The following is a 21,431-nucleotide window of genomic DNA, read 5'->3' on the forward strand; positions in this document are numbered from 1 at the left end:
TCACCGCCGAGGACCTCGAGGCAATCGCCGACAAGCTCAACAACCGGCCCCGCCCCACGCTGAACCTCGAAACCCCCAAACAACGCATGCGCCACCTCATCGCCGCCGCGGCCTAAACCCCGTTGTTGCAACGACCAATTGACTTTGAGCTTCCGGGATGGGCGCGAAGTGACCCCGCGCTGGTCTGCGTCGTTGCCTGTGTTGAGGCTAGACCTCGACGGCGGCGCCGCGGGAGATCTCCACCATGTCCTCGCGGGGCACCACCTTGATGCGCTCGCGCTGGACGGCGACGCCGTGCGACCCGCCGGCAGCGGTGGCCTTTTCACCGAGGGCGCGCTCGTGCTCGTCCAGGGCCAGCCAGCCTTCCCAGCTGGTGTACTCGACGCCGCGGCCCGCCAGGAGCTCGACGATCGCCTCGGGGGCGGGCGCCGCGGCCAGCGGCAGGTTTTCGCGGTCCTCAAGCAGGTAGGTCACGGTTTCGAGGGCGTCACCCTTGGTGTGGCCGATCAGTCCCACCGGGCCGCGCTTGATCCAGCCGGTCGCGTAGATCCCCGGCACGTGGGTGCCGGCGGCGTCCAGGACCCGGCCGCCGTCGTTCGGGACGACTCCCTTGCTGTGGTCGAACTCGACCTCGGGGAGGGCGGAACCGAAGTAGCCGATGGCGCGGTACACGGCCTGGACCGGGTACTCGACAAACTCGCCCGTGCCGCGGGCGTTGCCGGTGCCGTCCAGTTCGGTGCGCTCGAACTTGATCCCGGCGACGCGGCCGGGCGCGTCGGCGCCGTCTGTTGTTTCTGCGTAGATCTCGACGGGGCTGTGCAGGAAGTGCAGGTGCAGCCGGCGGGACGCGGTGAGCTCGGAGAGGTCCTCGGGCTGCTCGGCGATCCAGTTGGTGAGCGTGCCCACCATGGTCTTGGTCTGGTTGTTGCTCTGGATCTGCCGGTCCGATTCGGCGTCGAACTCGAAGTCCTCGGCGTAGAGGATGATGTCCACGTCCTTGGAGTGGGAAAGTTCGCGCAGTTCCAGGGGCGTGAACTTGACCTGGGCGGGCCCGCGCCGGCCGAACACGTGCACGTCCGTGACCGGCGAGGACTTCAGCCCGGTGTAGACGTTGTCCGGGATTTCGGAGACCAGGAGGTCGTCGGCGTGCTTGGAGAGCATGCGGGCCACGTCGAGGGCCACGTTGCCGTTGCCGATCACGGCGATTTCCTTGGCCTCCAGCGGCCATTCGCGGGACACGTCGGGGTGCCCGTCGTACCAGGACACGAAGTCGGCGCCGCCGTAGGAGCCCTCGAGCTCGATGCCGGGGATGTTCAGGTCCGCATCCTTGATGGCGCCGGTGGCGAAGATGACGGCGTCGTAGTGGGTGCGGAGGTCATCGATGGACAAGTCCGTGCCGTAGTCCACGTTGCCGAAGAACCGGATGTCGCCGCGGTCCAGGACCTTGTGCAGGGCGTTGACGATGCCCTTGATGCGGGGGTGGTCGGGGGCCACGCCGTAGCGGATCAGACCGTAGGGTGCCGGGTAGCGGTCGAAGAGGTCGATGCTGACGGTGAGCTCGCCGCTCTTGACGGCCTCGCTCTTGGTCAGGATGTCCGCGGCGTAGACGCCGGCGGGACCGGAGCCGACGACGGCGACGCGCAGCGGGCGGGCGGCGGTTCCTACGGGGGTGCTAGTTGACACGGCTGTGTTCCTTTTTTGTTCTGCATCCGTTGCTCCACAAACGCCCTTTGGGGCTTGATAACGGCAGTTGTGGAGCAATCGACGGGTGTTAGGGGGTCAGTACGCGGGTCTTGGTGGTGCGGGGAGCGTTCGGGGAGGTGGTGCTGTAGTCCGCGGTCTTGAAGTGCGACGGCGCGAACGGGCTGACGCGGACCACGTCGCCGATCACGATCACGGCGGGATTCGCTACGCCTGCGGCCTCCGCCTGGTCCGCGATGGTCCCGAGGGTTCCGATGGTCACCCGCTGGTTTGGCAGGTATCCATTCTCTACGATGCCAACAGGCGTCTGAAGAGGCAAACCGGCACGGGCCAGGGAGGCTGCGGAATCGCGCAGCTGGCCCACACCCATGAGCAGGATCACAGTGTGGTCGGCACGGGCCGGGACTTCCGAGAGTTCCTCATGGCCGGTGACCACACTGAAGCCTTTGGCCAGCCCGCGGTGCGTGACCGGGATGCCGGCGGCGGCGGGGACGGAAATGGCCGACGTGACGCCGGAAACCACTTCGACCTCGACGCCGTGCTGCCGGCAAAATTCGGCTTCCTCGCCGCCGCGGCCCAGGACGTAGGGGTCGCCGCCCTTGAGCCGGACCACGCGGTGGCCCTGCAGGGCTTCCTCGACCAGGATCCGGTTGATTTCGGACTGCGGCACCGGATGGTGGCCGGGGGTCTTGCCGACCTCCACAACGCGGACGTCGGGGGCCAGTTCGGCCAGGAGTTCACGCGGGCCGAGCCGGTCCGCCACCACGACGTCGGCCTGGCCAAGGAGCCGGCGGCCGCGGACGGTGATGAGTCCGGTGTCGCCGGGACCGCCGCCGACGAGGGCCACGGATCCGGGAGTTGCCCCCGTGCCGGAAACTCGGTGCCGGCGCAGCGGCAGGTCTCCGGTGGCCAGGGCGGTGGCGACGGCGTCGCGCAGGGCCATGGCGCGGCGCGGGTCTCCGCCGGCGTTGACGGCGATCTTGACGTCGTCCACCACGGCGACGGCGGGCGTCCAGGCGGCCGAGGCTTCGTGGTCGGAGGCGTTGACGCACCAGATGCGCTGCGCCTCGGCGTCGGCGGAGACCTGCGCGTCCACGGCGGCGTCGCCGGTGGCGGTCTGGACGAACCAGACGCCGTCGACGTCGGACCGCCGGTACGGGCGGGGCTCCCAGTTCAGGAGGCCGGCGTCGGCAAGTTCAGCGAGCGCCGGGCAGGCGGCCGGTGCCACGACGGTGACGCGGGCTCCGGCGTCGAGCAGCCCCTTGGTGCGCCGGGCGGCCACCGGGCCGGCGCCGACCACCAGCACGGGACGGCCGAGGAGGCGCAGGGCCGTGGGGTAAATGTCCTGAATTGCCATGCATCGACGATAGGGCGGCGTCACATAGCGGAACAACGGTGCGGCAACACCAGTTCACGCAAGGTAACGCCGCGTCACATAATGGCAATCGCCGCTCCTGATCTGCGGCGGCCGGGGGCACCGCTATTTCACGGCGATGAGTTCGATCAGCTTGATGTCGGGATCCTTGGCGAGCAGGGCGGGACCGTGTTCGCCGAGGGCGGCGGGGATGGCGCCGCTGAGGTGGGCCTGCCGGTCCTCCTCGGTATCGAAGGTGTCGAAGATGCCGAAGGTGTTCTCGTTGACCCGGAAGGCATACCAGGTGCGCGTTCCGGGCTCGTTGAGCACTATTTCGCGCCCTCCGTTCAGGAAGTCCCAGACGTCCTGTTCCTTCCCCGCTTTGGCTTCGACCAGGGCCAGCACGCCAAATTTTGCCGCCACAGCGACCTCCTAGGAATCGGGCTTTGCATCAGCCGTGGAAGGGGCCGCAACACGGCCTCTAGGCGTGAGTGTAGGCCCGTGCCTGTACCCGGGCAAGGAGCCATCGAAAAAGCAACGCGGAGTCACTTACAGCCCATAAACCAATGGATTATGGGCCGTAGGTGACCCCGCGTTGCTTTGGAGGAGCTGGGGGGCTTGCCTAGCGGGTGCTGCCGGCCAGGAGGCCGCGGCGGCGGAGCAGCCGCTTTTCAATCGGTGCGAACACGAGCAGCTCGATCAGGATTCCGACGGCGAGGATCAGCAGGATGGCGGACATGACGATGGTCATGTCGGACAGGACGCGGCCCTGGTCCAGCATGGAGCCCAGACCGAAGCCGATGGTGCCGCCGACGGCGATGATTTCCGCCGCCATGAGCGAGCGCCAGGAGAACGCCCAGCCCTGTTTGAGGCCGCCGAGGTACCCGGGCAGGGCTGCCGGCAGGATGATCTGCAGGGCCAGCTGGAGCCGGGACGCACCCAGGACCTTTCCGACGCTGCGGTACTGCGGCGGAATCTGGTCCACACCGGAGATCAGGCCGTTGATGATCGAGGGAATCGCACCCATGAACACCACGAAATACACGGTGGCATCCGTGATCCCAAACCAGAGAATAGCGGCCGGCACCCAGGCCACCGACGGCAGGACCTGCAGCCCGGAGATCAGCGGCCCGAAAGCGCGCCGCAGCGGTGCCACCTGGGCCAGCACGAGACCCACCGGCGTCGCGATCACCACGCTGATCAGGAAGCCCACGACGCCGCGCTGCAGCGAGGTCCAAACGGCCTCTTGAAGCTTGCCCTCCCCCCACAGGGTTCCGACCTGGCCGATGACATCCAGGGGGCCGGGCACGACGTCGCGCCGCTTGAAGCCGACGGAGACGTACAACTGCCAGAGGATGATCAGCACCGCGAGCGCGGCCACCGGCAGCAGGATCCGGCTCCAGTCGATGCGGACCTTGCGGATGGAGTCTGACTGCAGGGAGTCGAGGCCCGCTTCGAGCTCGCGGAGGTCTTCCTTGCCGGTGGAGGAACGGGTCAGGGCGGCGTGGACCTTGCGGGTCTCGGCTGGCGCTTCCGCCACGGGAAGCTGGTTACTTGGCATGGCGGCGGATCTCCTCGCGTAGCCGGGCGGTGATTTCGCCGGTGAGCTGGCCGGCCAGTCCGGCGTCGGTGCGGTGCTCTTCGCTGACGTGCCATTCCCGCACCACGCGGCCGGGCCGGGAGGAGAGCAGCAGGACGCGCTGGCCCAGCCGGACGGCCTCGCGGACGTTGTGGGTGACAAAGACGATGGTCCGGCCGGTTTCCTTCCAGATCCGTTCCAGCTCGTCATGGAGCAGGTCCCGTGTAATCGCGTCCAGGGCCGCGAACGGCTCGTCCATGAGCAGCAGCTGGCGGTCCTGGGCCAGCGACCGGGCCAGGGAGACGCGCTGGCGCATCCCGCCGGAGAGCTCGTGGGGCCGTTTGTCCCCCGCACCGCCCAGGTGCACCAGGTCCAGCAGCTCCCCCGCCCGGACCCGGCGGTCGGCTTTCCCGACGCCGCGCAGCTTCAGGGCCAGCTCGATGTTCTCCCGCGCGGTCAGCCAGGGAAACAGTGCCGCGTCCTGGAACATGAAGGCGGCGCCGTCGCTGGGCACTTCCAGGGCGCCCGACGTCGGGGCCTCCAGTCCCGCCATGATGTTGAGCAGGGTGGACTTGCCGCAGCCGGAGGCACCGAGCAGGGCGACGAACTCGCCCTGCCCGATGGTGGCGTTGACGTCGTCCAGCACCGGGGCGCCGGCGCCGAAGCGCTTGCCCAGGTGTTCCAGTACGACTGGCATGGTCTGGTCCTTACTGTTGTGGCGGATGGCTGGGGGCCCGGGCGCTAGTCCTTGCCGAGCCCCTCGGCGGAGATCTTCTTGCCGGCACTCTCACTCAGAACGCTGTTGAGCGCCGTGAGGTCGAAGATGCCGTTGATGTCGGCCTGCTTCGTGGTGCCGGCGTCGACGCCGTCCTGGAGCAGCTTCTTGTACGTCCCAGCGAGCGGGTCGGTGGTGAAGAGAATGTTCTTCAGGGACCGGTCGATGACGTCGGCCGACAACGCCTTGCCTGCGGCAGCCTTGAGTCCGTCGTTGAGGACGGTGGCTTTCTCGGCGGCGGGCGCCGCGTTGAGCCAGTCCACGGATTCGACATGGCCCTTCAGCAACGCCTGCACCGTGGCAGGGTGCTCGGCCGCGAACGTCTTGTTGACGATCAGGACGGTGGTGACGAACTCGCCCTTCTCCCACAGGTCCTTCTCGTCGACCAGGACCTTCGCGCCGGCCTGGAGCACCAGGCGGGAGGCCCAGGGCTCAGGCAGCCACGCGCCGTCGAGCTTGCCGTCCTGGAACAACTTGAGGGTCTGGGCGTTCTCGGTCGGGTTGATCGAGACGTCGCCGCTGCCGTCCGTGGAGGTCTTGAACCCCTGCTTGCCGAGCCAGGCGCGGAGGGCCACGTCCTGGGTGCCGCCGAGCTGCGGCGATGCGAGCGTCTTGCCCTTGAGGTCGGCCGCCGAGTTGATGCCGGGCTTGACCACCAGCTGCGCTCCGCCGGCCGCGGCGCCGGCGATGATGCTGATGGACTGGCCGTTGCTCTTGACGTAGGAGTTGATGGCCGGGTTGGGGCCGATGTAGGTGGCGTCGATGGCGCCGGCGTTCAGGGCCTCGATCGCGGCCGGGCCGGCGTTGAACACCTGCGTGCTGAGCTTGGTCGCCCCGAGGTCCTTGGCGATGAACCCCTTGTTGACACCCACCAGGGCCGGGGCGTGGGTGATGTTGCCAAAGTAGCCGAGCCTGAGCTCCGCGGCCGGGCCGGCGTCCGCCGTTGCCGCTACGGGGGCGGTTTCGGGGCTGCGGGACAGCGAGGATGCAACTGCTGCGCCGGCGCCGATCAGGAGCACGAGGCCCGCGACCAGGGCGATTTCCAGGGTGCGCTTGCGTTTGGGTTTGCCGGTCTCGCCGGCGACGATCCGGGTGGTGCCGGGCTGTGTGCCGGGCCCGGGGTTTTCGGGGGTGTGTGACATGGGTGAAGTCCTGTTCTGGGGTGTGTGCGGAAGGGCCGGGCGGATGGTCAGCGCCGGCGACATCGCCCCTGGAAGTCCCTGCGGGGGAGGCCGGGGAACCGTTCCTGTGTCTTCATTCATTCACCATAGGGAGTGTCATATTCGGGGTTCAACGGCCCGGAAACCGGGGGTCACGCGGGTTCACGCAGCGTCACATTCGGCCCCAAAAGACGGCAGCTTGTTTCCCGGATAGCCGCCCATGGCGACCGACCGGGGAACAAGCTGCGCCCATGTGACACGTGGCCTAGATCGAGTAGCGCTCGTCCTCGTGGTCGCCGGGGTGGTCGTTGACCAGGCCTGCGGCGAGGGTGTTGCCGTCGAGCGGGTCGATCACGAGGAACGCCCCGGTGCGGCGGTGGTGCAGGTAGTTCTCCAGCGGCAGCGGCGCGGCGAGCCGGAGCTGCGCGTGCCCGATGTCGTTGAGCTCCAGGGTGGTGGTCGGCTCCAGGCCGAAGCTGGCGAGGTCGAGCCTGCCTGTCACGTTCCGCACCAGGGCCTGGACCGTGCGGGTGCCGTGCTTGACCAGGACCTTGGAGCCCTCCCGGAGCGGCTTGGGCGAGAGCCAGCACAGGGCGGCGTAGAGGTCTGCCGATGCCTCGCGCACCGTCCCGGCCGCCGCGATCGTGTCACCGCGGGCGACGTCGAACTCATCGGCCAGGCGCAGCGCCACGGACTGCGGTGCGGCCGCCTCGGCGAGCTCGCGGCCCGCGAAGTCGATCCCGGTGATGGTGGTGGTGCGCGGGGCCTGGCCCGGGGTCAGGATGCTGACCTGGTCCCCCAGTTTCACGGAGCCTTCGGTGATCTGGCCGGCGTAGGCACGGTAGTCGCGGTAGGCCTCGGGATCGAGGCCGCCGGCGATGGCGTCCGGAGCCAGCGCGCCCTGCGGCCGTATCACCAGCTGGACCGGGAAACGGAAGCTTTCGAGGTGGCTTTCGAGTTCGTCGGCGGCCGGCAGCGTCTCCAGGACCTCCAGGAGCGCCGGGCCGTCGTACCACGGTGTCCGCTCCGAGCGGTCCACCACGTTGTCGCCGTCGAGGGCGGAGACGGGGACGACGAAGAGATCGGAGACACCGCCTGCATTTGAATCGTCACGGCCGAGACCGAGTTCGCGCCCGACCTGTTGGACGTCCGCCTCGATCCCGCGGAACACGTCCTCGCTGAAATCCACGAGGTCGATCTTGTTCACGGCGACGATCACGTGTGCCACGCGCAGCAGCTGCAGCACGGACAGGTGCCGGCGGGTCTGCTCGAGGACACCCTTGCGGGCGTCGATGAGCACGACGACGGCGTCCGCGGTGGACGCGCCGGTCACCGTGTTCTTGGTGTACTGCACATGCCCGGGGCAGTCCGCGAGAATGAAGCTGCGCCGGTCCGTGGCGAAGTAGCGGTAGGCGACATCGATCGTGATGCCCTGCTCGCGCTCCGCGCGCAGGCCGTCGGTCAGCAGGGCGAGATCGATCGCTTTTGTGCCGGTGGCCCCTTCACCGCCGAACCCGCGGTCCGCCGAGGTGCGGGCGACGGCGTCGAGCTGGTCGGCGAGGATCGCCTTCGAGTCGTGCAGGAGCCGGCCCACCAGTGTGGACTTGCCGTCGTCGACGGAGCCTGCGGTGGCGAAGCGGAACAGCGTGGTGGGCAGCGCCGCGGCAACGAGGTCCGGGCCCGGGAGAAACGTTTCCGTGCTCATTAGAAATAGCCGTCCTTCTTGCGGTCTTCCATGGCGGCCTCGGAGATGCGGTCGTCGGCCCGGGTGGCGCCACGTTCGGTGATGGTCGAGGCGGCAACCTCAATGACGACGTCGCGCACCGTGGCGGCGGCCGATTCCACGGCGCCGGTGCAGGACATGTCGCCGACGGTCCGGTAGCGGACGGTCTTGGTGATGACTTCCTCGTGATCGCGCGGCTGGGAGACCTCGCCGACGGCGCGCCACATGCCGTCGCGGGCGAAGACTTCGCGGCGGTGGGCGTAGTACAGGCCCGGCAGCTCGATGTTCTCGCGCTCGATGTAGCGCCACACGTCCAGTTCGGTCCAGTTGCTGATGGGGAATGCGCGGACGTGCTGGCCCACCGTGTGCCGGCCGTTGTAGAGGTTCCACAGCTCGGGCCGCTGGTTGCGGGGGTCCCACTGGCCGAACTCGTCGCGCAGGCTCAGGATCCGTTCCTTGGCCCGGGCCTTGTCCTCGTCGCGGCGGCCACCGCCGAAGACGGCGTCGAACTTGTTGCGCTGGATCGCATCCAGCAGCGGTACGGTCTGCAGCGGGTTCCGGGTTCCGTCCGCACGCTCGGCCAGCTCACCGGAGTCGATGAACTCCTGGACGGAGCCAACGACGAGCTTCAGGCCCAGCCGTTCCACAGTGCGGTCGCGGAAGTCGATGACCTCGGGAAAGTTGTGCCCGGTGTCCACGTGCAGCACCGGGAAGGACACCTTGCCGGGCCAGAAGGCCTTCGTGGCCAGGTGCAGCATCACCACGGAATCCTTGCCGCCGGAGAACAGCAGCGCAGGCTTCTCGAACTCGGCGACGACCTCGCGGATGATGTGGATGGCCTCGGACTCGAGGGTGTCGAGGCTCGAGAGGCGTGAACCTGCGACGCCGATTGCCGCCCCCGCCCCTGCGCCGCGCGGCTGATCTTCGATCAGCCCAGCGCGCGGCTCCGACAGGCCCGATGCCACTCCCTGGGCGGCAATCGGCGTCTCAGCTGCGTCGTTGTCCAGCACCGACAGCTCCAGGTCCTCGTTGGTGATTTGAGTTCTCATACGTGTAGTCCGCATTCTGTCTTGTCGGTTCCTGCCCAGCGTCCGGCGCGGGGGTCGTCGCCGGGCGCCACCTTGCGGGTGCAGGGCTGGCAGCCAATGGACGGGTAGCCCTGTGAAAGCAGCGGGTTGACGGGAAGAAGGTTGTCGTCGGAGTACTGCACCAGCTGGTCGAAAGTCCAGGCCGCCACAGGGTTGACCTTGACCAGGCCGTTGGCCTCGTCCCAGGTGACCAGCGGCGTGTTGGTGCGGGTGGGCGCCTCGTCGCGGCGGACCCCGGTGAACCAGAGCTCGTAGCCGGCCAGGGTGCGGCGCAGCGGCGCCACTTTGCGCAGGGCGCAGCACTGCGCGGGGTCGCGGGCGAAGAGGTCCTTGCCCAGGAGCCGGTCCTGCTGCTCCACGGTGTTCTCCGGCAGCACGTCCACGACGTTGACGCGCAGGTTGGCCGCGACCTCGTCGCGCGTCGCGTGCGTCTCCGGGAAGTGGTAGCCGGTCTCCAGGAACAGGACGTCGACGCCGGGGAGCTGGTCCGCGACCAGCGCCGGGAGGACCGCATCCGCCATGGAGCAGGCGACGGCGACAGTCGGCAGCTCGAAATTGCGGGCCACCCAGCCAATGACGTCGCGGGCCGGGGCGTCCCAGCCGAGCTCGGCGGCGCCGGCCTCGGCGAGGGCCTTGAGCTCGTCGTGGGTGCGGAGTGCTGCGGTCACTGGAGATCACCCTCCTCCGCGGCGAAGGCCCACTCGGCGAAGCTCTGGCCCTCGGAGCGGTCGGCGACGAACTTGCGGACCACGCGTTCCACGTAGTCGGGCAGTTCCCCGGCAGTGACCTTGAGGCCGCGGACGGTGCGGCCCAGGCCTGCCTCCTCGCGGCTGTCGGACGCCAGCCCACCGCCGAGGTGGACCTGGAAGCCCGGGGTGGGATCGCCGTCGGGCGTTGGCAGCATCATGCCTTTGAGGCCGATGTCCGCCGTCTGGATCCGGGCGCAGGAGTTGGGGCAGCCATTGATGTGCAGGGACAGCGCCTGGGGCAGCTGCTTGCTCTCGGCGAGGTCGGCGAGCCGTCGCTCCAGCTCGGCAACCGCCGTCGCCGCGGTCACCTTCGTTTCCACGATGGCGAGCTTGCAGAACTCGATGCCGGTGCAGGCGATGGTGCCGCGCCGGAACACGGACGGGCGGGCGGACAGGCCCAGCGCGTCGAGCTCGGCCACGAGCGGGTCCACCTCATCCTTGGGCACGTCGAGGACCACCAGCTTCTGGTGCGGGGTGGTGCGCAGGCGCTGCGAGCCGCGGGCCTCAAGGGTGTCCGCGAGCTTGACCAGCTGGCTGCCGGAGAGACGGCCGGCCAGCGGGGTGGCGCCGACAAAGAACTTGCCGTCCTTTTGTTCGTGCACGCCAATGTGGTCGCCGGGCGTGGAGGGCTTCGGGGCGGCCGGGCCGTCGGCGAGCTTGTAGCCGAGGTATTCGTCCTCGAGGACCTGGCGGAACTTCACCGGCCCCCAGTCGGCCAGCAGGAACTTCAGCCGGGCCTTGGTGCGCATGCGCCGGTAACCGTAATCGCGGAAGATGCTGGTGACGCCGAGCCACACGTCGGCGGCCTGGTCCGGCCGGACGAAGGCGCCGAGGCGCTTGCCCAGCATGGGGTTGGTGGAGAGCGCGCCGCCCACCCAGAGGTCGTAGCCGATGCCGAGTTCGGGGTGGACCAGACCCACCAGGGCGACGTCGTTGATCTCGTGCACCACGTCCTGGCTGGGGTGGCCGGTGATGGCGGTCTTGAATTTGCGCGGCAGGTTGGCCAGTTCCGGGTCGCCGATGAACCGCTCGGCGAGTTCCTGGATCAGCGGTGTGGGATCGATGATCTCGTCCTTGGCGATGCCCGCCACCGGGGAGCCGAGGATGACGCGGGGCACGTCGCCGCAGGCTTCCGTGGTGGACAGCCCCACGCCTTCGAGCCGGCGCCAGATTTCGGGCATGTCTTCGACCCGGATCCAGTGCAGCTGGATGTTCTGGCGGTCCGTGAGGTCGGCCGAGTCGCGGGCGAAGTCCACGGAGATCTGGCCGATGACGCGCAGCTGCCCGGTGGTGAGCGCACCGCCGTCGATCCTGACGCGGAGCATGAAGTATTTGTCTTCGAGCTCGTGCGGCTCAAGCGTGGCGGTCTTGCCGCCGTCGATCCCGGGTTTGCGCTGGGTGTAAAGCCCCCACCAGCGGAAGCGGCCGTGCAGGTCGGTGCCGTCGATCGAGTCGAAGCCATGCTTGGAGTAGACGGACTCAATACGCTCGCGGACGTTGAGGCCGTTGTCTTCCTGTTTCCAGGTCTCGTTGGCGTTCAGCGGCGTGGTGCCGTCCACTTTCCACTGGCCGTGCGGCTTTGCGGCCGGGCGGGGAGGGCGCTTGGTGCGGCCGGCGGCAGCCTCGTCCGTGGACGCTCCGGCTAGAGCTGTATCAGTCATGCATCGACTGTAGGGGCGGCCGTAATCCCGTCACAAAGGGTCAGAAACGGGGAGTCACCTAGGGCAACATTTCGTCACGAACCGCCGAAAACCCTTGAAGTCGCCCTGCGGCTGTGCATCTGCGCGGACCGTCAGGGCCGGGGCTGCGGGGCCCCGGCCAGCGCCGCGTCGAAGCGTTCCAAGGCAATTTCGGCGAGGACCGGGGAGGGCAGCAGCGGCGCCGTCACCAGGTCCGCGCCGGCCTTGGCCAGCTGGTCATGGAAGAAGCCGGGCGCCAGAAGATACGAGGCGATGACGACGCGACCGCCAAGGTCCAACGCTCCGGCCGACTCCCCCGCGCCGGCACCGCCGGCGGCCTCCTCGCGGAGCATGGCGACGGCGTCGGGAACCGAGGGTTTGGCGGAGGCGCCGTAGGCGGCCACGATCCGGTTGGAACGCAGGGCACGGAGCTGCTCCGTGAGTTCCTCGACATTCTGTGCCGCGCTGGGATCGGAGGACCCGGCGGCGGCGAGGACCACGGCGTCGTTGTCCGTTACGCCGGCCTCGCGCAGCCGCGCATCGAGCAGCGCGGCGAGCCGCGGATCCGGCCCCAGAGGCGCCGCGGCCAGGGTGTCCGGCCGGCTCTTCACGGCGCGGGCGATGTCCACCTTGACGTGGTATCCGACGCTGAGCAGCAGCGGAACCACGACGGCGGTTATCCCCGCCGGGAGCCCCGCCACGACGGCCGGCAGGTCCGGGTCCTGCACGTCGACGTAGGCCTCGCGGACGTCCAGCCCGGGACGGAGCCCCGCGATGCCGTCCCGGAGCGCGTTGACCTCCGAGGCCCCGTGCGGGCTCGACGTGCCGTGGGCGCAGGCGATCAGGATGGGGGTATTCATAGCCGTTAGCGTAACCTTGGAGCCGCCCTATCCGCCCCTTGCAATCGACCGGGACGCTTCATGACCTTCTCCTTCAGCCTTGTCCTGGTCTGGCTTGACCTCGCCGGCGTGTTCTTCTTTGCGGTCTCCGGCTCATTGCTCGCGGCGCGGAAGCAGTTCGACATCATCGGCTCGCTGCTCCTGGCCTCGGTGGTGAGCCTGGGCGGCGGCGTCATCCGCGACATCATCATCAACGCGGGCCCGCCCGCTGCGTTCACCAACCCGGCGTACCTGGCACCGCCCCTGTTTGCCACGGTGCTGGTGTATTTCCTGTTCTCCAGCGTCCAGCGCTTCACGTCGCTGCTGATCCTGTTCGACGCCGGCGGGCTGGCCCTGTTCTGCATCACCGGCACACTGAAGGCCCTGGCCGCCGGGATGAATCCCGTGGCCGCCGTCCTGCTGGGTGTGACGACGGCGGTGGGTGGCGGCCTGCTGCGGGATATCACCGCCAACGAGGTCCCGCAGCTCTTCGACCCCAGGGATCTGTACGCGCTGCCGGCGTTCGCCGGGTCGGCGTCGACCGTGATCCTGTCCCTCACGGGGACCTTCACCGCGGTGAGCGCCTGCGCCGTCGCCGGGGTGGTCTTCGCCTTCCGGGTCACGGCCTGGCGGCGCCACTGGTACGTTCCGCTGGCGGTCCGCGGCTGGCACCGGCTGGGCCTGGACACCGCGGAAAACGACCGCTGAGGATTAGCTAGGATAAGACCATGACTGACATGTTCCTCGAGAAATTCCGCGCGCTTGTCCCGAAGTATCTCGAAGACGAATGGCAGGAAGAAGATGGCCTCCCGGCCGAGGAGCTCGACGCCGCCCTCGCCGAGCACCAGTTCCAGGTCCCGATGGTCCTGCGCGAGTTCTACCTGGCAGTCGGCGGCTGCGAGGACATCATGGAGGCCTACCACTACTTCTGGGACCCCGAAGAGCTCGAAGTCGATGACGAGGGCTTCCTCATGTTCCTCGAGGACGAGGAAGAGCAGTTCACCTGGGGCTTCCGCGTCGGGGACCTCAGCATCCCGGATCCCATCGTGTACCGCCGCAACAACGCCCGCGGCCAGTGGAAGAGCGAGGAAGGGACCTTCTCCGAATTCGTCTTCGACATGTTCGAGTGGGCCTTCAACGACGAGGACGAAGACTAGGCTCCCCGGCCCTCTCCTCCCCTCTCCGGCCGACCACTCCCCTCCCATCTCCGGCCGACCTCTCCCCTCTCTCCTGCGGCCGCCGGCTCTCCCCTTGTTTGGCGTCCCCCACCGGCGTGTCCGGAGGAACCGCCGGCATTCTGTGGCATTGGGATTCCATACGTGGGGAAATTCAGTGGATGACCCTGCCGCGCAGCACCTGCCACGCCTCGTCGATCACCTTCTGCGGGTTGTAAACGACGTCGTGATATCCGTACCGGAGGACGGCGTAGCCGGTCAGGATGCTGGCGTTGTTCCGGCCCCGGTCCTTCTTGACCTGCGCGCGCTCAAGATGGGTGCTCCCGTCGATCTCCACGATCAGGAATCCTTCAAGCAGGAAGTCCACGACGCCGATCCCCGGCAGGTGCACCTGCGTCTGGGTGTAGATTCCCTGGCTCCGGAAGAGCAGCCTGGCAACGACCTCGATCGCCGAATCCGCCGTGCCGTCAACCAGCTCCAGGACTGCACGGGCGGCCCCGTTCCGGTTTTCCGGCAGCCGCTGGCGCAGATAGTCCAGCGAGGTGCGGCCCTGCAGCAGGGCACTTTCCACCATGACCGCCGCATCCACCGGGGGCAGGCAGCGCAGCGCGTGGAGCAGAGCGTCGGTGAGTCCGGCCACGGGCGCGGGTATTCCGGTGGAACCAGGCTGCCGCGGTGGATGACCATTCCGGGCGCTGCGCCGTGCGCGCACAGCAGGTGCAGGCGTGCGGGCTCGTGGAGGCGCCATATGCCGTGGAACGGCGCGGCGGAGGCGCAGGTGAGCACGCCGTTCACGAGCACGGCGGCCACGAAGTCCGCCCGCGCCCCGGGCAGCGCCACCACCCCATGGCGGAGGCGGCGAATTTCCCCGGCAGCCACGGCAGCGCGGATCCTGTTCGACGTAAAACCTGCCTGGAGCAGCGTGGCCGTGCGGGCAACCGAGCCGGCGTATTCCAGATAAACCTTAACGTCCATGGGGCAAGCACACACGCGGCATGACAGCCCCGGGGGCCACAACATCGGTTATGTGGACAACTCCGCACCATCCGCGCCGCTGGTATTCCCCGCTTTTGACCATGTCCGACGGCGTGTCCCGCCAGCGGCGGGCGTGTCCCGAAGCTGTCCGGCCAAAGGTGGGGAAACTCAGCGCGACAACGTCCGGCAATGAATCGAAATCTTATGACAAGAAATTTACAGATAGGTCTGGACGCTATGACATAACTGTCATAGAGTTGTTTCTGGGTTCACCAAATGCCTCCGGTGGATCTGATGCGAACGGAGAAATGGCCCCGGTTCGGCGCAACGGAAGACTCGGACGTTGTGAGGAACCGGGGCCATTCCGTTTAAGCCGGAAGCCAGGTTAATCGTCAGGCTGCACCCAGCTGGAAGAACCGGCCGGGGAGTGACTCCGGCCCGGCTGTACCGCCGGGCCCGGCCTAGCTGGTGTGGCCGGAGGCGGGCCCAGCGGCTGGAGGCCGGGGACCTAGCTGCTGCGGTCCACTACGGCGTGGGCGAAGCTGGTCAGCGAGGCCTTTACGACGCCTTCGGGCAGCGGGGCAAGGGCGGCAATGGCCTCATCGGCCCAGGTGCGTGCCACCACCCAGGACTGTGCAGTGACGGGGTGCTCCCGGAGTCCGGCCACGGCGGCGGCCAGGGCCTCATCGGAGCTGAGGTCTCCGTCGATCAGCGTCAGCAGTTCGACGGCGGCCTGGTCGCCGTCGCGGGCCGCGTTGCGCAGCAGCAGCACGGGCAGGGTGGGCACGCCTTCGCGCAGGTCGGTTCCCGGCGACTTGCCGGACTTGACCTTGATCCCGGTGACGTCGATGACGTCGTCGGCGAGCTGGAAGGCAACGCCCACCTTCTCGCCGTACTCGACCAGGATCGGCTCGTAGGCTTCGTCGGCGCCGGAGAAGATTGCACCCAGCTGCCCGGAGGCGGCCACGAGCGAGCCGGTTTTGTCCGCGATGACGGAGAGGTAGTGCGCCAAGGGGTCCTCGTCCGGGCGCGGTCCCACGGTCTCGTGCAGCTGGCCCAGGCAGAGCCGTTCAAAGGTGCGGGCCTGGATGCCAAGCGCCCGGGACCCGAGCTCCGAGACCAGGATGGAGGCGCGCGCAAAGATCAGGTCGCCGGTCAGGACCGCGACGGAGTTGCCCCAGACCTCGTGGGCCGTCGGCGCCCCCCGGCGGAACGGCGCGGAGTCCATGACGTCGTCGTGGTAGAGGGTGGCGAGGTGCGTCAGCTCGACGACGACGGCGGCCTGCACCACTGCGGGCAGGGAGGCGTCGCCAAGGTGGGCGCACAGCAGGGTCAGCAGCGGGCGGATCCGCTTGCCGCCGGCTTCCACGAGGTGGCGCGACGTTGCGTCAGCCAGGGGATCGGAGTTGGCAATGGCTTCGCGCAGCTTCTTCTCGACGCGCGCCAGGTTGGTGGTGAGCGCCGGGCCCAGCTCGGCGTCGCCCGCGATGGCCGAGAAGCCTGCCGGCAGTTGGAGGCCGGTGGCGATCGCGGTGGTGTTGAGGCTGGGTTCAGCGCTCGGCAGGCCGTGTCCGGCGTGCGTCCAGCTTTGGTCTGCAGAGTTGGTCACGGGTTAACCCTAACTTTTTGTTGCGGAAACCGCGGAGTTGGCGCCGGAGTGCGGAACGCTGTCCGTGGTGGACGCGGCCTTGTTGGACGTTGCCTGATTGGACGTGGCCTGATTGGACGTGGCGGGAACCAGGGATTCCAGGACCCGGATGACCCGGTCCTCGAAGCCCTTGGCGGCGGGATCGGTAAGGTTGGCCAGCATCCGCACCACGAAACGCATGAGCACGGGGACAGGCATACCGGTCCGGAGGGCCAGTTTCATGACGGCCGGCTTGCCGATCAGGGCGGCGAACGCCCGTCCCAGTGTGAAGTGCGAGCCCCACTGCTGGCGCACGTAGTCGGCGTACCGGGCAAGGTGCGCGTCGGCGGCCCTGGAAGCCTCCGCCCCGGTCCCCCAGCCGGCGGACGCCGACCGGGCAGCCGCGTCGGCGATGAATTCGGCCGCGAAGCGGGCGGACTCCATGGCGTAGGAGATGCCCTCGCCGTTGAACGGGGAGACCATGCCGCCGGCATCGCCGAGGAGCAGCAGGCCCGGAGAATAGTGCGGGGTGCGGTTGAAGCCCATGGGCAGCGCGGCACCACGGATTTCGCCCACCTGGTTGTCCGGGGTGAAGCCCCAGTCGGCGGGCATGCCGGCGGTCCATTCGCGCAGCACCTGTTTGTAGTCCAGCTTGCCGAAGTCCTTCGAGGAGTTCAGGATGCCCAGGCCCACGTTGGAGGTGCCGTCGCCGACGCCGAACACCCAGCCGTAGCCGGGCAGGAGCTTGCCGTCGCGGCCGGGAAGCTCGAGCCAGCCTTCCATCCAGTCGTCGTCGTGCCGCGGCGAGGTGAAGTAGGTCCGCACGGCCACGCCGAGCGGCCGGTCGTCGCGCTTGCCGATGCCCAGTGAGACGGCGGTGCGCGTCGAGTTCCCGTCGGCGGCGAGGACGACGTCGGCGCTGAAGTCGCGCGTCTCGCCGGTCTTGCGCCCGGAGTTGTCCAGCAGCGCTGCGCGCACGCCGGTGACCCGGCCATCCTCGGAGCGCAGCGCCTCGGTGACGCTGTGGCGTTCCAGCACGACGGCGCCCGCGGACTGGGCATGCCGGGCGAGCTGTTCGTCGAAGCCGAGCCGGGTCCGGATCAGCCCGTACTGCGGGAAGTCGGCAACCTCCGGCCAGGGCAGTTCGATCGTGCGGCCGCCGGCGATCAGGCGCAGGCCCTTGTTCCGCCGCCAGCCGTCGGCTTCGGGGTGGGCGAGTCCCAGCTTCTGGATCTCGCGGACCGCGCGCGGGGTGAGTCCGTCGCCGCAGACTTTCTCGCGGGGAAAGCTGGTTTTCTCCAGCACCGTGACGTCAATGCCGGCTTTGGCAAGGTAGTAGGCGGCGGTGGATCCGGCCGGGCCCGCCCCGACGATCAGTACATTCACAGCAGGGATCGGCTACCGGCCGGGCCGGGTGATGTTGCGGCGCAGCTTGGCCACGGGTCCGGTGTGGGCGGCCAGCGCCGCAGCGCCTGCAGCAGGGCCGGTTGAGGGGTCTGCCGGCTTCTGGGCCCGGTGCACGGCGACGATGCCGCCGCTGAGGTTGCGGTAGGTGACGGATTCCCAGCCGGCCTCCTGCAGCCAGGCCGCAAGGTGGTCCTGGTCCGGCCAGGCGCGGATGGACTCGGCGAGGTAGACGTAGGCGTCGGGGTTGGAGGAGGCCTTGACGGCGATGGCCGGCAGGGCCCGCATGAGGTATTCGGTGTACATGGTGCGCCACAGCGGCACCACTGGCTGGGAGAACTCCGCGATGACCAGCCGGCCGCCGGGCTTGGTGACCCGCAGCATCTCGGCCAGGGCCTTCTTCGGCTCGTTGACGTTGCGCAGGCCAAAGGAGATCGTGCTGGCGTCGAAGGTGTTGTCCGCGAACGGCAGGCGGGTGGCATCCCCGGCGATGAAGTCGATGTCAGGGCGGCGGCGCTTGCCGACCTTGAGCATGCCGAGGGAGAAATCGCAGGCGATGACGTTGATGCCCGCGTCGGCGTACGGCTCGCTGGAGGTGCCGGTGCCGGCGGCGAGGTCCAGGACGTGCTGGCCGGCCGATACGCCCATCGCCTCCACCACCACCTTGCGCCAACGCCGCGTCTGCCCCAAGGACAGGACATCGTTGACGACGTCGTATTTGGGGGCGACGTCGTCAAACATCGTGGCTACTTCGTCCGGACGCTTATCCAAGGATGCTCGGTTCACCCTGACATTGTCTCAAATGATCGGCGCTCCCACGAACGGGCCGCCAATTGACGCGGCTTTCACCTGCGGCAACGGCCGCGGCGGCCCCGCACAGGCCCGGCCGGCCCGTGTATATCCACCCAACGGCCGATCACGGGCTAGTGTTATGCCATCATGACGAGCACGTTCCGCACCTTGACAGTCCCCCTCGATGCCGAAACTTTCCCCGGGGGCCTGCCGTCGTTTCTGGTCCGGGACGATGTCCTCTGCTGGACCCGCCGCGAGGCCGGTCTCGTGGGCTTCGGCGAGATAGCCCGTTTCACCGCCACCGGGCCCGAGCGGTTCCTGGAAGCGGACATCTGGTGGCGCCACCAGGTCCTGGAGGCAGACATCCAGGACAGTGTGGGCTGCCCCGGCACCGGCCCGGTCGCCTTCGGCTCCTTCGCCTTCTCCAAGGCCTCCGCCCATGAGTCCCGGCTGCTGGTCCCGGAAATCGTCGTCGGGCTCCGTGACGGCCAGGCCTGGCTGACCCAGCTCACGTTCGACGACGGCGACCTCACCGAAGCCGGTGCCCGCGCCGCCCTGGACCGCTGGCTTCACAGCACCAGCGCCAATCCCGGGACCAGCGTGACCATGGTGGACGACCCGGCGCCGGCACCCGCGCAGGCCGGTGGCGCCGTCGTACGTCCTTTGCCATTGGCCGCAGGGGCAACGTTGCACACCGGCTCGCTCAGCGAGGAAGACTGGATGGCCGCCGTTGCCGCCGGGGTCGCGGAGATCCGGACCGGCGCCCTGGAAAAGCTGGTGCTGGCGCGGGACGTCGTGGCCACCGTCCCCACCGGCGTCAAGGCCGCCGAGGTGCTGCGCGAGCTGTCGGCCCGGTACCGCGAATGCTGGACGTACGGGGTGGACGGGCTGGTGGGGGCCACTCCGGAAATGCTGATCCAGGTGGAGGGCCGCACCGCGCAGGCGCGCGTCCTGGCCGGCACCCTGGACCGCCGCGACGCCGATGGCATGGCGGGCTCGCCGCTGGAATTCGCCGAACGGGTGCTGGCCGGCTCCGAGAAGCAGCGGCACGAACACGACATCGCAATCCAGTCCCTGACCACGCAGCTGGCCCCGTTTTCCGAGGCCATGAACGCGCACAGCGAGCCCTTCATCCTCGAACTGCCCAATGTGTGGCATCTGGCCTCGGACGTCAAGGCTGAGCTGGCTGAGGTGGAAGGCCACGTCCCCACGTGCCTGGCCTTGATCAACGCGCTGCATCCGACCGCCGCCGTCTGCGGTACCCCCACCACCGTGGCCGGGGCGCTCATCCGCAAGCTCGAGCACCTGGACCGCGGCCCGTACGCCGGGCCGGTCGGCTGGCTCGACGCGGCCGGCAACGGCGAGTGGGGCATCGCCCTGCGTGGCGCCGTCATCGAATCCCCGCACACGGTCCGGCTCTATGCGGGCTGCGGCGTGGTGGACGGCTCGGTTCCCGAGACTGAGCTCGCCGAGACGTGGGCGAAGTTCCGGCCGATGCTGGAGTCGCTCGGCATCAGCAGCTAGTGTGCGGGGCTCGCGAGGCCCAAGATGCGGGTGGGGCCCGTGACGCCGGCCGGGCCGGCGAATCGGCCGTCGGACTTGCACCGCAGGAACTGGCGAAACGGACAGGAATCCGGGATCACAGACAGATCGGGCATTAAAGATATTGCATTCCGGTCTGGTTTAGTTATCCAATAGTGAAACTTAGTTTTCTGTGACGTACATCTCTTGTTCGGCGATACACTATAAATCGGCCTCGTTACGCATCCCTCCGGCAACAAAAGGTAAGAAAATGCAGATCTCCCCTTCGCTCCTGAGCAACCCCGCAATGAAGGTCGCCACGGTGCTCGCCGTCGGCGCATTGGCCTTGACGGCCTGCACGAACGCCTCCGAGACCGGCCCCTCCGGCGCGGCTTCCGCTTCGGGCAGCGCCGCGGCCAGCTTTGACCCCAGCACGGTCCAGAAGGACGACACCCTGGCGGCCATGTTGCCCGAGTCGATCAAGTCAAAGGGCACCCTGACCGTGGGCTCGGATACCTCCTACGCCCCCGCGGAATTCCTCGGCACCGACGGCCAGACCCCCGTGGGCTACGACGTCGACATCGCCAAGGCGATCGGCGCGGCGCTGGGCCTGAAGGTCCAGGTCCAGACGGCCGAATTCACCGGCATCCTTCCGGCTCTCGGCCCGAAGTACGACCTCGGGGTCTCTTCCTTCACGATCAACCCGGAGCGGCTTGCCGCGGTGAACATGGTCAGCTACTACCAGGCAGGTACCGGCTGGGCCGTTCAGAAGGGCAACCCCAAGAAGATCTCCCTCGATGACCTCTGCGGCAAGTCCATCGGCGTGCAGACCGGCACCATCCAGGAAGATCCGGACCTCTCGGACCGCAACAAGAAGTGCACCGCCGAGGGCAAGCAGCCCATTAACATCGTGACCCTCAAGACCCAGACGGACATCACCACCCGACTGGTCAACGGCAGCATCGATGCCATGGCCGCCGACTCCCCCATCATCGGCTACGCACTGACCCAGACCAACGGCCAGCTCGAGAAGCTCGGCGAAGTCTACGATTCTGCTCCCCAGGGCATCGCCGTCGCCAAGTCGGACACGGCCCTGGCGGACGTCGTCCAGAAGACCATGACCAAACTGATGGAAGACGGTTCCTACAAGAAGATCCTTGAGGGCTGGGGCGTCACCGACGGTGCCATCACCAAGTCCGAGGTCAACCCGGCGGTCGCGTCTTGAGCCTCCCCACAACCGGATCCGCAGCA

The 21,431-nt window shown here is 68.3% G+C and carries 20 protein-coding genes; 5 read left to right on the plus strand and 15 right to left on the minus strand.

Annotation, left to right across the window (positions count from 1 at the left end; translation table 11 throughout):
• Positions 1-207: 207 nt before the first annotated feature.
• From AC1DBX_RS09485 to AC1DBX_RS09535, 11 genes are all read right to left on the minus strand, one after another.
• Complete coding sequence (locus tag AC1DBX_RS09485; protein WP_223913717.1) at positions 208-1,683, minus strand: FAD-dependent oxidoreductase; 1,476 nt, start codon at positions 1,681-1,683, stop codon at positions 208-210.
• Positions 1,684-1,771: 88 nt separating this feature from the next.
• On the minus strand, positions 1,772-3,058 hold the full coding sequence (cobA, locus tag AC1DBX_RS09490) for a uroporphyrinogen-III C-methyltransferase (RefSeq protein ID WP_476931620.1): 1,287 nt from the start codon (positions 3,056-3,058) through the stop codon (positions 1,772-1,774).
• A 123-nt stretch (positions 3,059-3,181) separates the two neighbouring features.
• Positions 3,182-3,478 carry a putative quinol monooxygenase gene (locus AC1DBX_RS09495; RefSeq protein WP_223913715.1) on the minus strand — a complete coding sequence of 99 codons (297 nt, stop codon included), beginning with the start codon at positions 3,476-3,478 and terminating at the stop codon, positions 3,182-3,184.
• 199 nt (positions 3,479-3,677) lie between these two features.
• Positions 3,678-4,616, minus strand: a complete 939-nt coding sequence (locus tag AC1DBX_RS09500; RefSeq protein WP_476870408.1) for an ABC transporter permease — start codon at positions 4,614-4,616, stop codon at positions 3,678-3,680.
• Positions 4,606-5,331, minus strand: coding sequence for an ABC transporter ATP-binding protein (locus AC1DBX_RS09505; protein ID WP_018775157.1), 726 nt, complete (start codon positions 5,329-5,331; stop codon positions 4,606-4,608). The genes AC1DBX_RS09500 and AC1DBX_RS09505 overlap by 11 nt, the downstream gene beginning before the upstream one ends.
• Positions 5,332-5,375: 44 nt before the next feature.
• Positions 5,376-6,551: an ABC transporter substrate-binding protein gene (locus AC1DBX_RS09510; protein ID WP_476931621.1), complete on the minus strand. Its 1,176-nt coding sequence runs from the start codon at positions 6,549-6,551 to the stop codon at positions 5,376-5,378.
• 283 nt (positions 6,552-6,834) lie between these two features.
• Positions 6,835-8,274 carry a sulfate adenylyltransferase subunit 1 gene (locus AC1DBX_RS09515; protein ID WP_223913711.1) on the minus strand — a complete coding sequence of 480 codons (1,440 nt, stop codon included), beginning with the start codon at positions 8,272-8,274 and terminating at the stop codon, positions 6,835-6,837.
• The gene (gene cysD, locus AC1DBX_RS09520; RefSeq protein WP_476931622.1) at positions 8,274-9,341 is read right to left on the minus strand and encodes a sulfate adenylyltransferase subunit CysD; all 1,068 of its coding nucleotides are present in this window, start codon (positions 9,339-9,341) and stop codon (positions 8,274-8,276) included. Before cysD ends, AC1DBX_RS09515 begins: the two co-directional genes overlap by 1 nt.
• Positions 9,338-10,048 (minus strand): phosphoadenylyl-sulfate reductase, encoded by a 711-nt coding sequence (locus AC1DBX_RS09525; protein WP_476931623.1) that lies wholly within the window; start codon positions 10,046-10,048, stop codon positions 9,338-9,340. Before AC1DBX_RS09525 ends, cysD begins: the two co-directional genes overlap by 4 nt.
• The gene (locus tag AC1DBX_RS09530) at positions 10,045-11,790 is read right to left on the minus strand and encodes a nitrite/sulfite reductase (RefSeq protein WP_476931624.1); all 1,746 of its coding nucleotides are present in this window, start codon (positions 11,788-11,790) and stop codon (positions 10,045-10,047) included. Before AC1DBX_RS09530 ends, AC1DBX_RS09525 begins: the two co-directional genes overlap by 4 nt.
• A 131-nt stretch (positions 11,791-11,921) precedes the next feature.
• Positions 11,922-12,668: a sirohydrochlorin chelatase gene (locus AC1DBX_RS09535; RefSeq protein WP_476931625.1), complete on the minus strand. Its 747-nt coding sequence runs from the start codon at positions 12,666-12,668 to the stop codon at positions 11,922-11,924.
• Between the two features lie 60 nt (positions 12,669-12,728).
• Between AC1DBX_RS09535 and AC1DBX_RS09540 the strand changes: the two genes are divergently transcribed.
• Both AC1DBX_RS09540 and AC1DBX_RS09545 read left to right on the plus strand, forming a co-directional pair.
• Positions 12,729-13,394, plus strand: coding sequence for a trimeric intracellular cation channel family protein (locus AC1DBX_RS09540; RefSeq protein ID WP_476851228.1), 666 nt, complete (start codon positions 12,729-12,731; stop codon positions 13,392-13,394).
• Between the two features lie 20 nt (positions 13,395-13,414).
• Complete coding sequence (locus AC1DBX_RS09545; RefSeq protein WP_243181967.1) at positions 13,415-13,843, plus strand: hypothetical protein; 429 nt, start codon at positions 13,415-13,417, stop codon at positions 13,841-13,843.
• Positions 13,844-14,015: 172 nt separating this feature from the next.
• Here AC1DBX_RS09545 and AC1DBX_RS09550 read toward each other — a convergent pair whose 3' ends face one another.
• Positions 14,016-14,501, minus strand: a complete 486-nt coding sequence (locus AC1DBX_RS09550) for an endonuclease domain-containing protein (protein WP_476931626.1) — start codon at positions 14,499-14,501, stop codon at positions 14,016-14,018.
• Between the two features lie 108 nt (positions 14,502-14,609).
• Between AC1DBX_RS09550 and AC1DBX_RS09555 the strand changes: the two genes are divergently transcribed.
• Positions 14,610-14,822 (plus strand): hypothetical protein, encoded by a 213-nt coding sequence (locus tag AC1DBX_RS09555; protein WP_476931627.1) that lies wholly within the window; start codon positions 14,610-14,612, stop codon positions 14,820-14,822.
• Between the two features lie 522 nt (positions 14,823-15,344).
• Here AC1DBX_RS09555 and AC1DBX_RS09560 read toward each other — a convergent pair.
• The 3 genes from AC1DBX_RS09560 to AC1DBX_RS09570 are packed head-to-tail and all read right to left on the minus strand — an operon-like array spanning position 15,345 to position 18,653.
• A complete protein-coding gene (locus tag AC1DBX_RS09560; protein ID WP_230007829.1) occupies positions 15,345-16,445 on the minus strand; it encodes a polyprenyl synthetase family protein in 1,101 nt (366 codons plus the stop codon).
• 9 nt (positions 16,446-16,454) lie between these two features.
• Positions 16,455-17,849 (minus strand): geranylgeranyl reductase family protein, encoded by a 1,395-nt coding sequence (locus AC1DBX_RS09565; RefSeq protein WP_476931628.1) that lies wholly within the window; start codon positions 17,847-17,849, stop codon positions 16,455-16,457.
• A gap of 12 nt (positions 17,850-17,861) precedes the next feature.
• Positions 17,862-18,653, minus strand: coding sequence for a demethylmenaquinone methyltransferase (locus AC1DBX_RS09570; protein WP_084476083.1), 792 nt, complete (start codon positions 18,651-18,653; stop codon positions 17,862-17,864).
• 153 nt (positions 18,654-18,806) lie between these two features.
• Between AC1DBX_RS09570 and AC1DBX_RS09575 the strand changes: the two genes are divergently transcribed.
• Both AC1DBX_RS09575 and AC1DBX_RS09580 read left to right on the plus strand, forming a co-directional pair.
• Positions 18,807-20,183, plus strand: coding sequence for an isochorismate synthase (locus AC1DBX_RS09575; RefSeq protein ID WP_476931629.1), 1,377 nt, complete (start codon positions 18,807-18,809; stop codon positions 20,181-20,183).
• Between the two features lie 268 nt (positions 20,184-20,451).
• Positions 20,452-21,405 (plus strand): ABC transporter substrate-binding protein, encoded by a 954-nt coding sequence (locus AC1DBX_RS09580; RefSeq protein WP_476870399.1) that lies wholly within the window; start codon positions 20,452-20,454, stop codon positions 21,403-21,405.
• Positions 21,406-21,431 lie beyond the last annotated feature (26 nt).

It is taken from the genome of Arthrobacter sp. 10N44_2 (genome assembly GCF_056394385.1).

What these genes read in the sequence shown, in the direction of transcription:
- cobA (WP_476931620.1), bottom strand. Translation starts at nt 3,058, where the DNA reads ATGGCAATTCAGGACATTTACCCCACGGCCCTGCGCCTCCTCGGCCGT.
- AC1DBX_RS09500 (WP_476870408.1), bottom strand. Translation starts at nt 4,616, where the DNA reads ATGCCAAGTAACCAGCTTCCCGTGGCGGAAGCGCCAGCCGAGACCCGC.
- AC1DBX_RS09505 (WP_018775157.1), bottom strand. Translation starts at nt 5,331, where the DNA reads ATGCCAGTCGTACTGGAACACCTGGGCAAGCGCTTCGGCGCCGGCGCC.
- AC1DBX_RS09510 (WP_476931621.1), bottom strand. Translation starts at nt 6,551, where the DNA reads ATGTCACACACCCCCGAAAACCCCGGGCCCGGCACACAGCCCGGCACC.
- AC1DBX_RS09515 (WP_223913711.1), bottom strand. Translation starts at nt 8,274, where the DNA reads ATGAGCACGGAAACGTTTCTCCCGGGCCCGGACCTCGTTGCCGCGGCG.
- cysD (WP_476931622.1), bottom strand. Translation starts at nt 9,341, where the DNA reads ATGAGAACTCAAATCACCAACGAGGACCTGGAGCTGTCGGTGCTGGAC.
- AC1DBX_RS09530 (WP_476931624.1), bottom strand. Translation starts at nt 11,790, where the DNA reads ATGACTGATACAGCTCTAGCCGGAGCGTCCACGGACGAGGCTGCCGCC.
- AC1DBX_RS09535 (WP_476931625.1), bottom strand. Translation starts at nt 12,668, where the DNA reads ATGAATACCCCCATCCTGATCGCCTGCGCCCACGGCACGTCGAGCCCG.
- AC1DBX_RS09540 (WP_476851228.1), top strand. Translation starts at nt 12,729, where the DNA reads ATGACCTTCTCCTTCAGCCTTGTCCTGGTCTGGCTTGACCTCGCCGGC.
- AC1DBX_RS09545 (WP_243181967.1), top strand. Translation starts at nt 13,415, where the DNA reads ATGACTGACATGTTCCTCGAGAAATTCCGCGCGCTTGTCCCGAAGTAT.
- AC1DBX_RS09555 (WP_476931627.1), top strand. Translation starts at nt 14,610, where the DNA reads ATGCCGTGGAACGGCGCGGCGGAGGCGCAGGTGAGCACGCCGTTCACG.
- AC1DBX_RS09575 (WP_476931629.1), top strand. Translation starts at nt 18,807, where the DNA reads ATGACGAGCACGTTCCGCACCTTGACAGTCCCCCTCGATGCCGAAACT.
- AC1DBX_RS09580 (WP_476870399.1), top strand. Translation starts at nt 20,452, where the DNA reads ATGCAGATCTCCCCTTCGCTCCTGAGCAACCCCGCAATGAAGGTCGCC.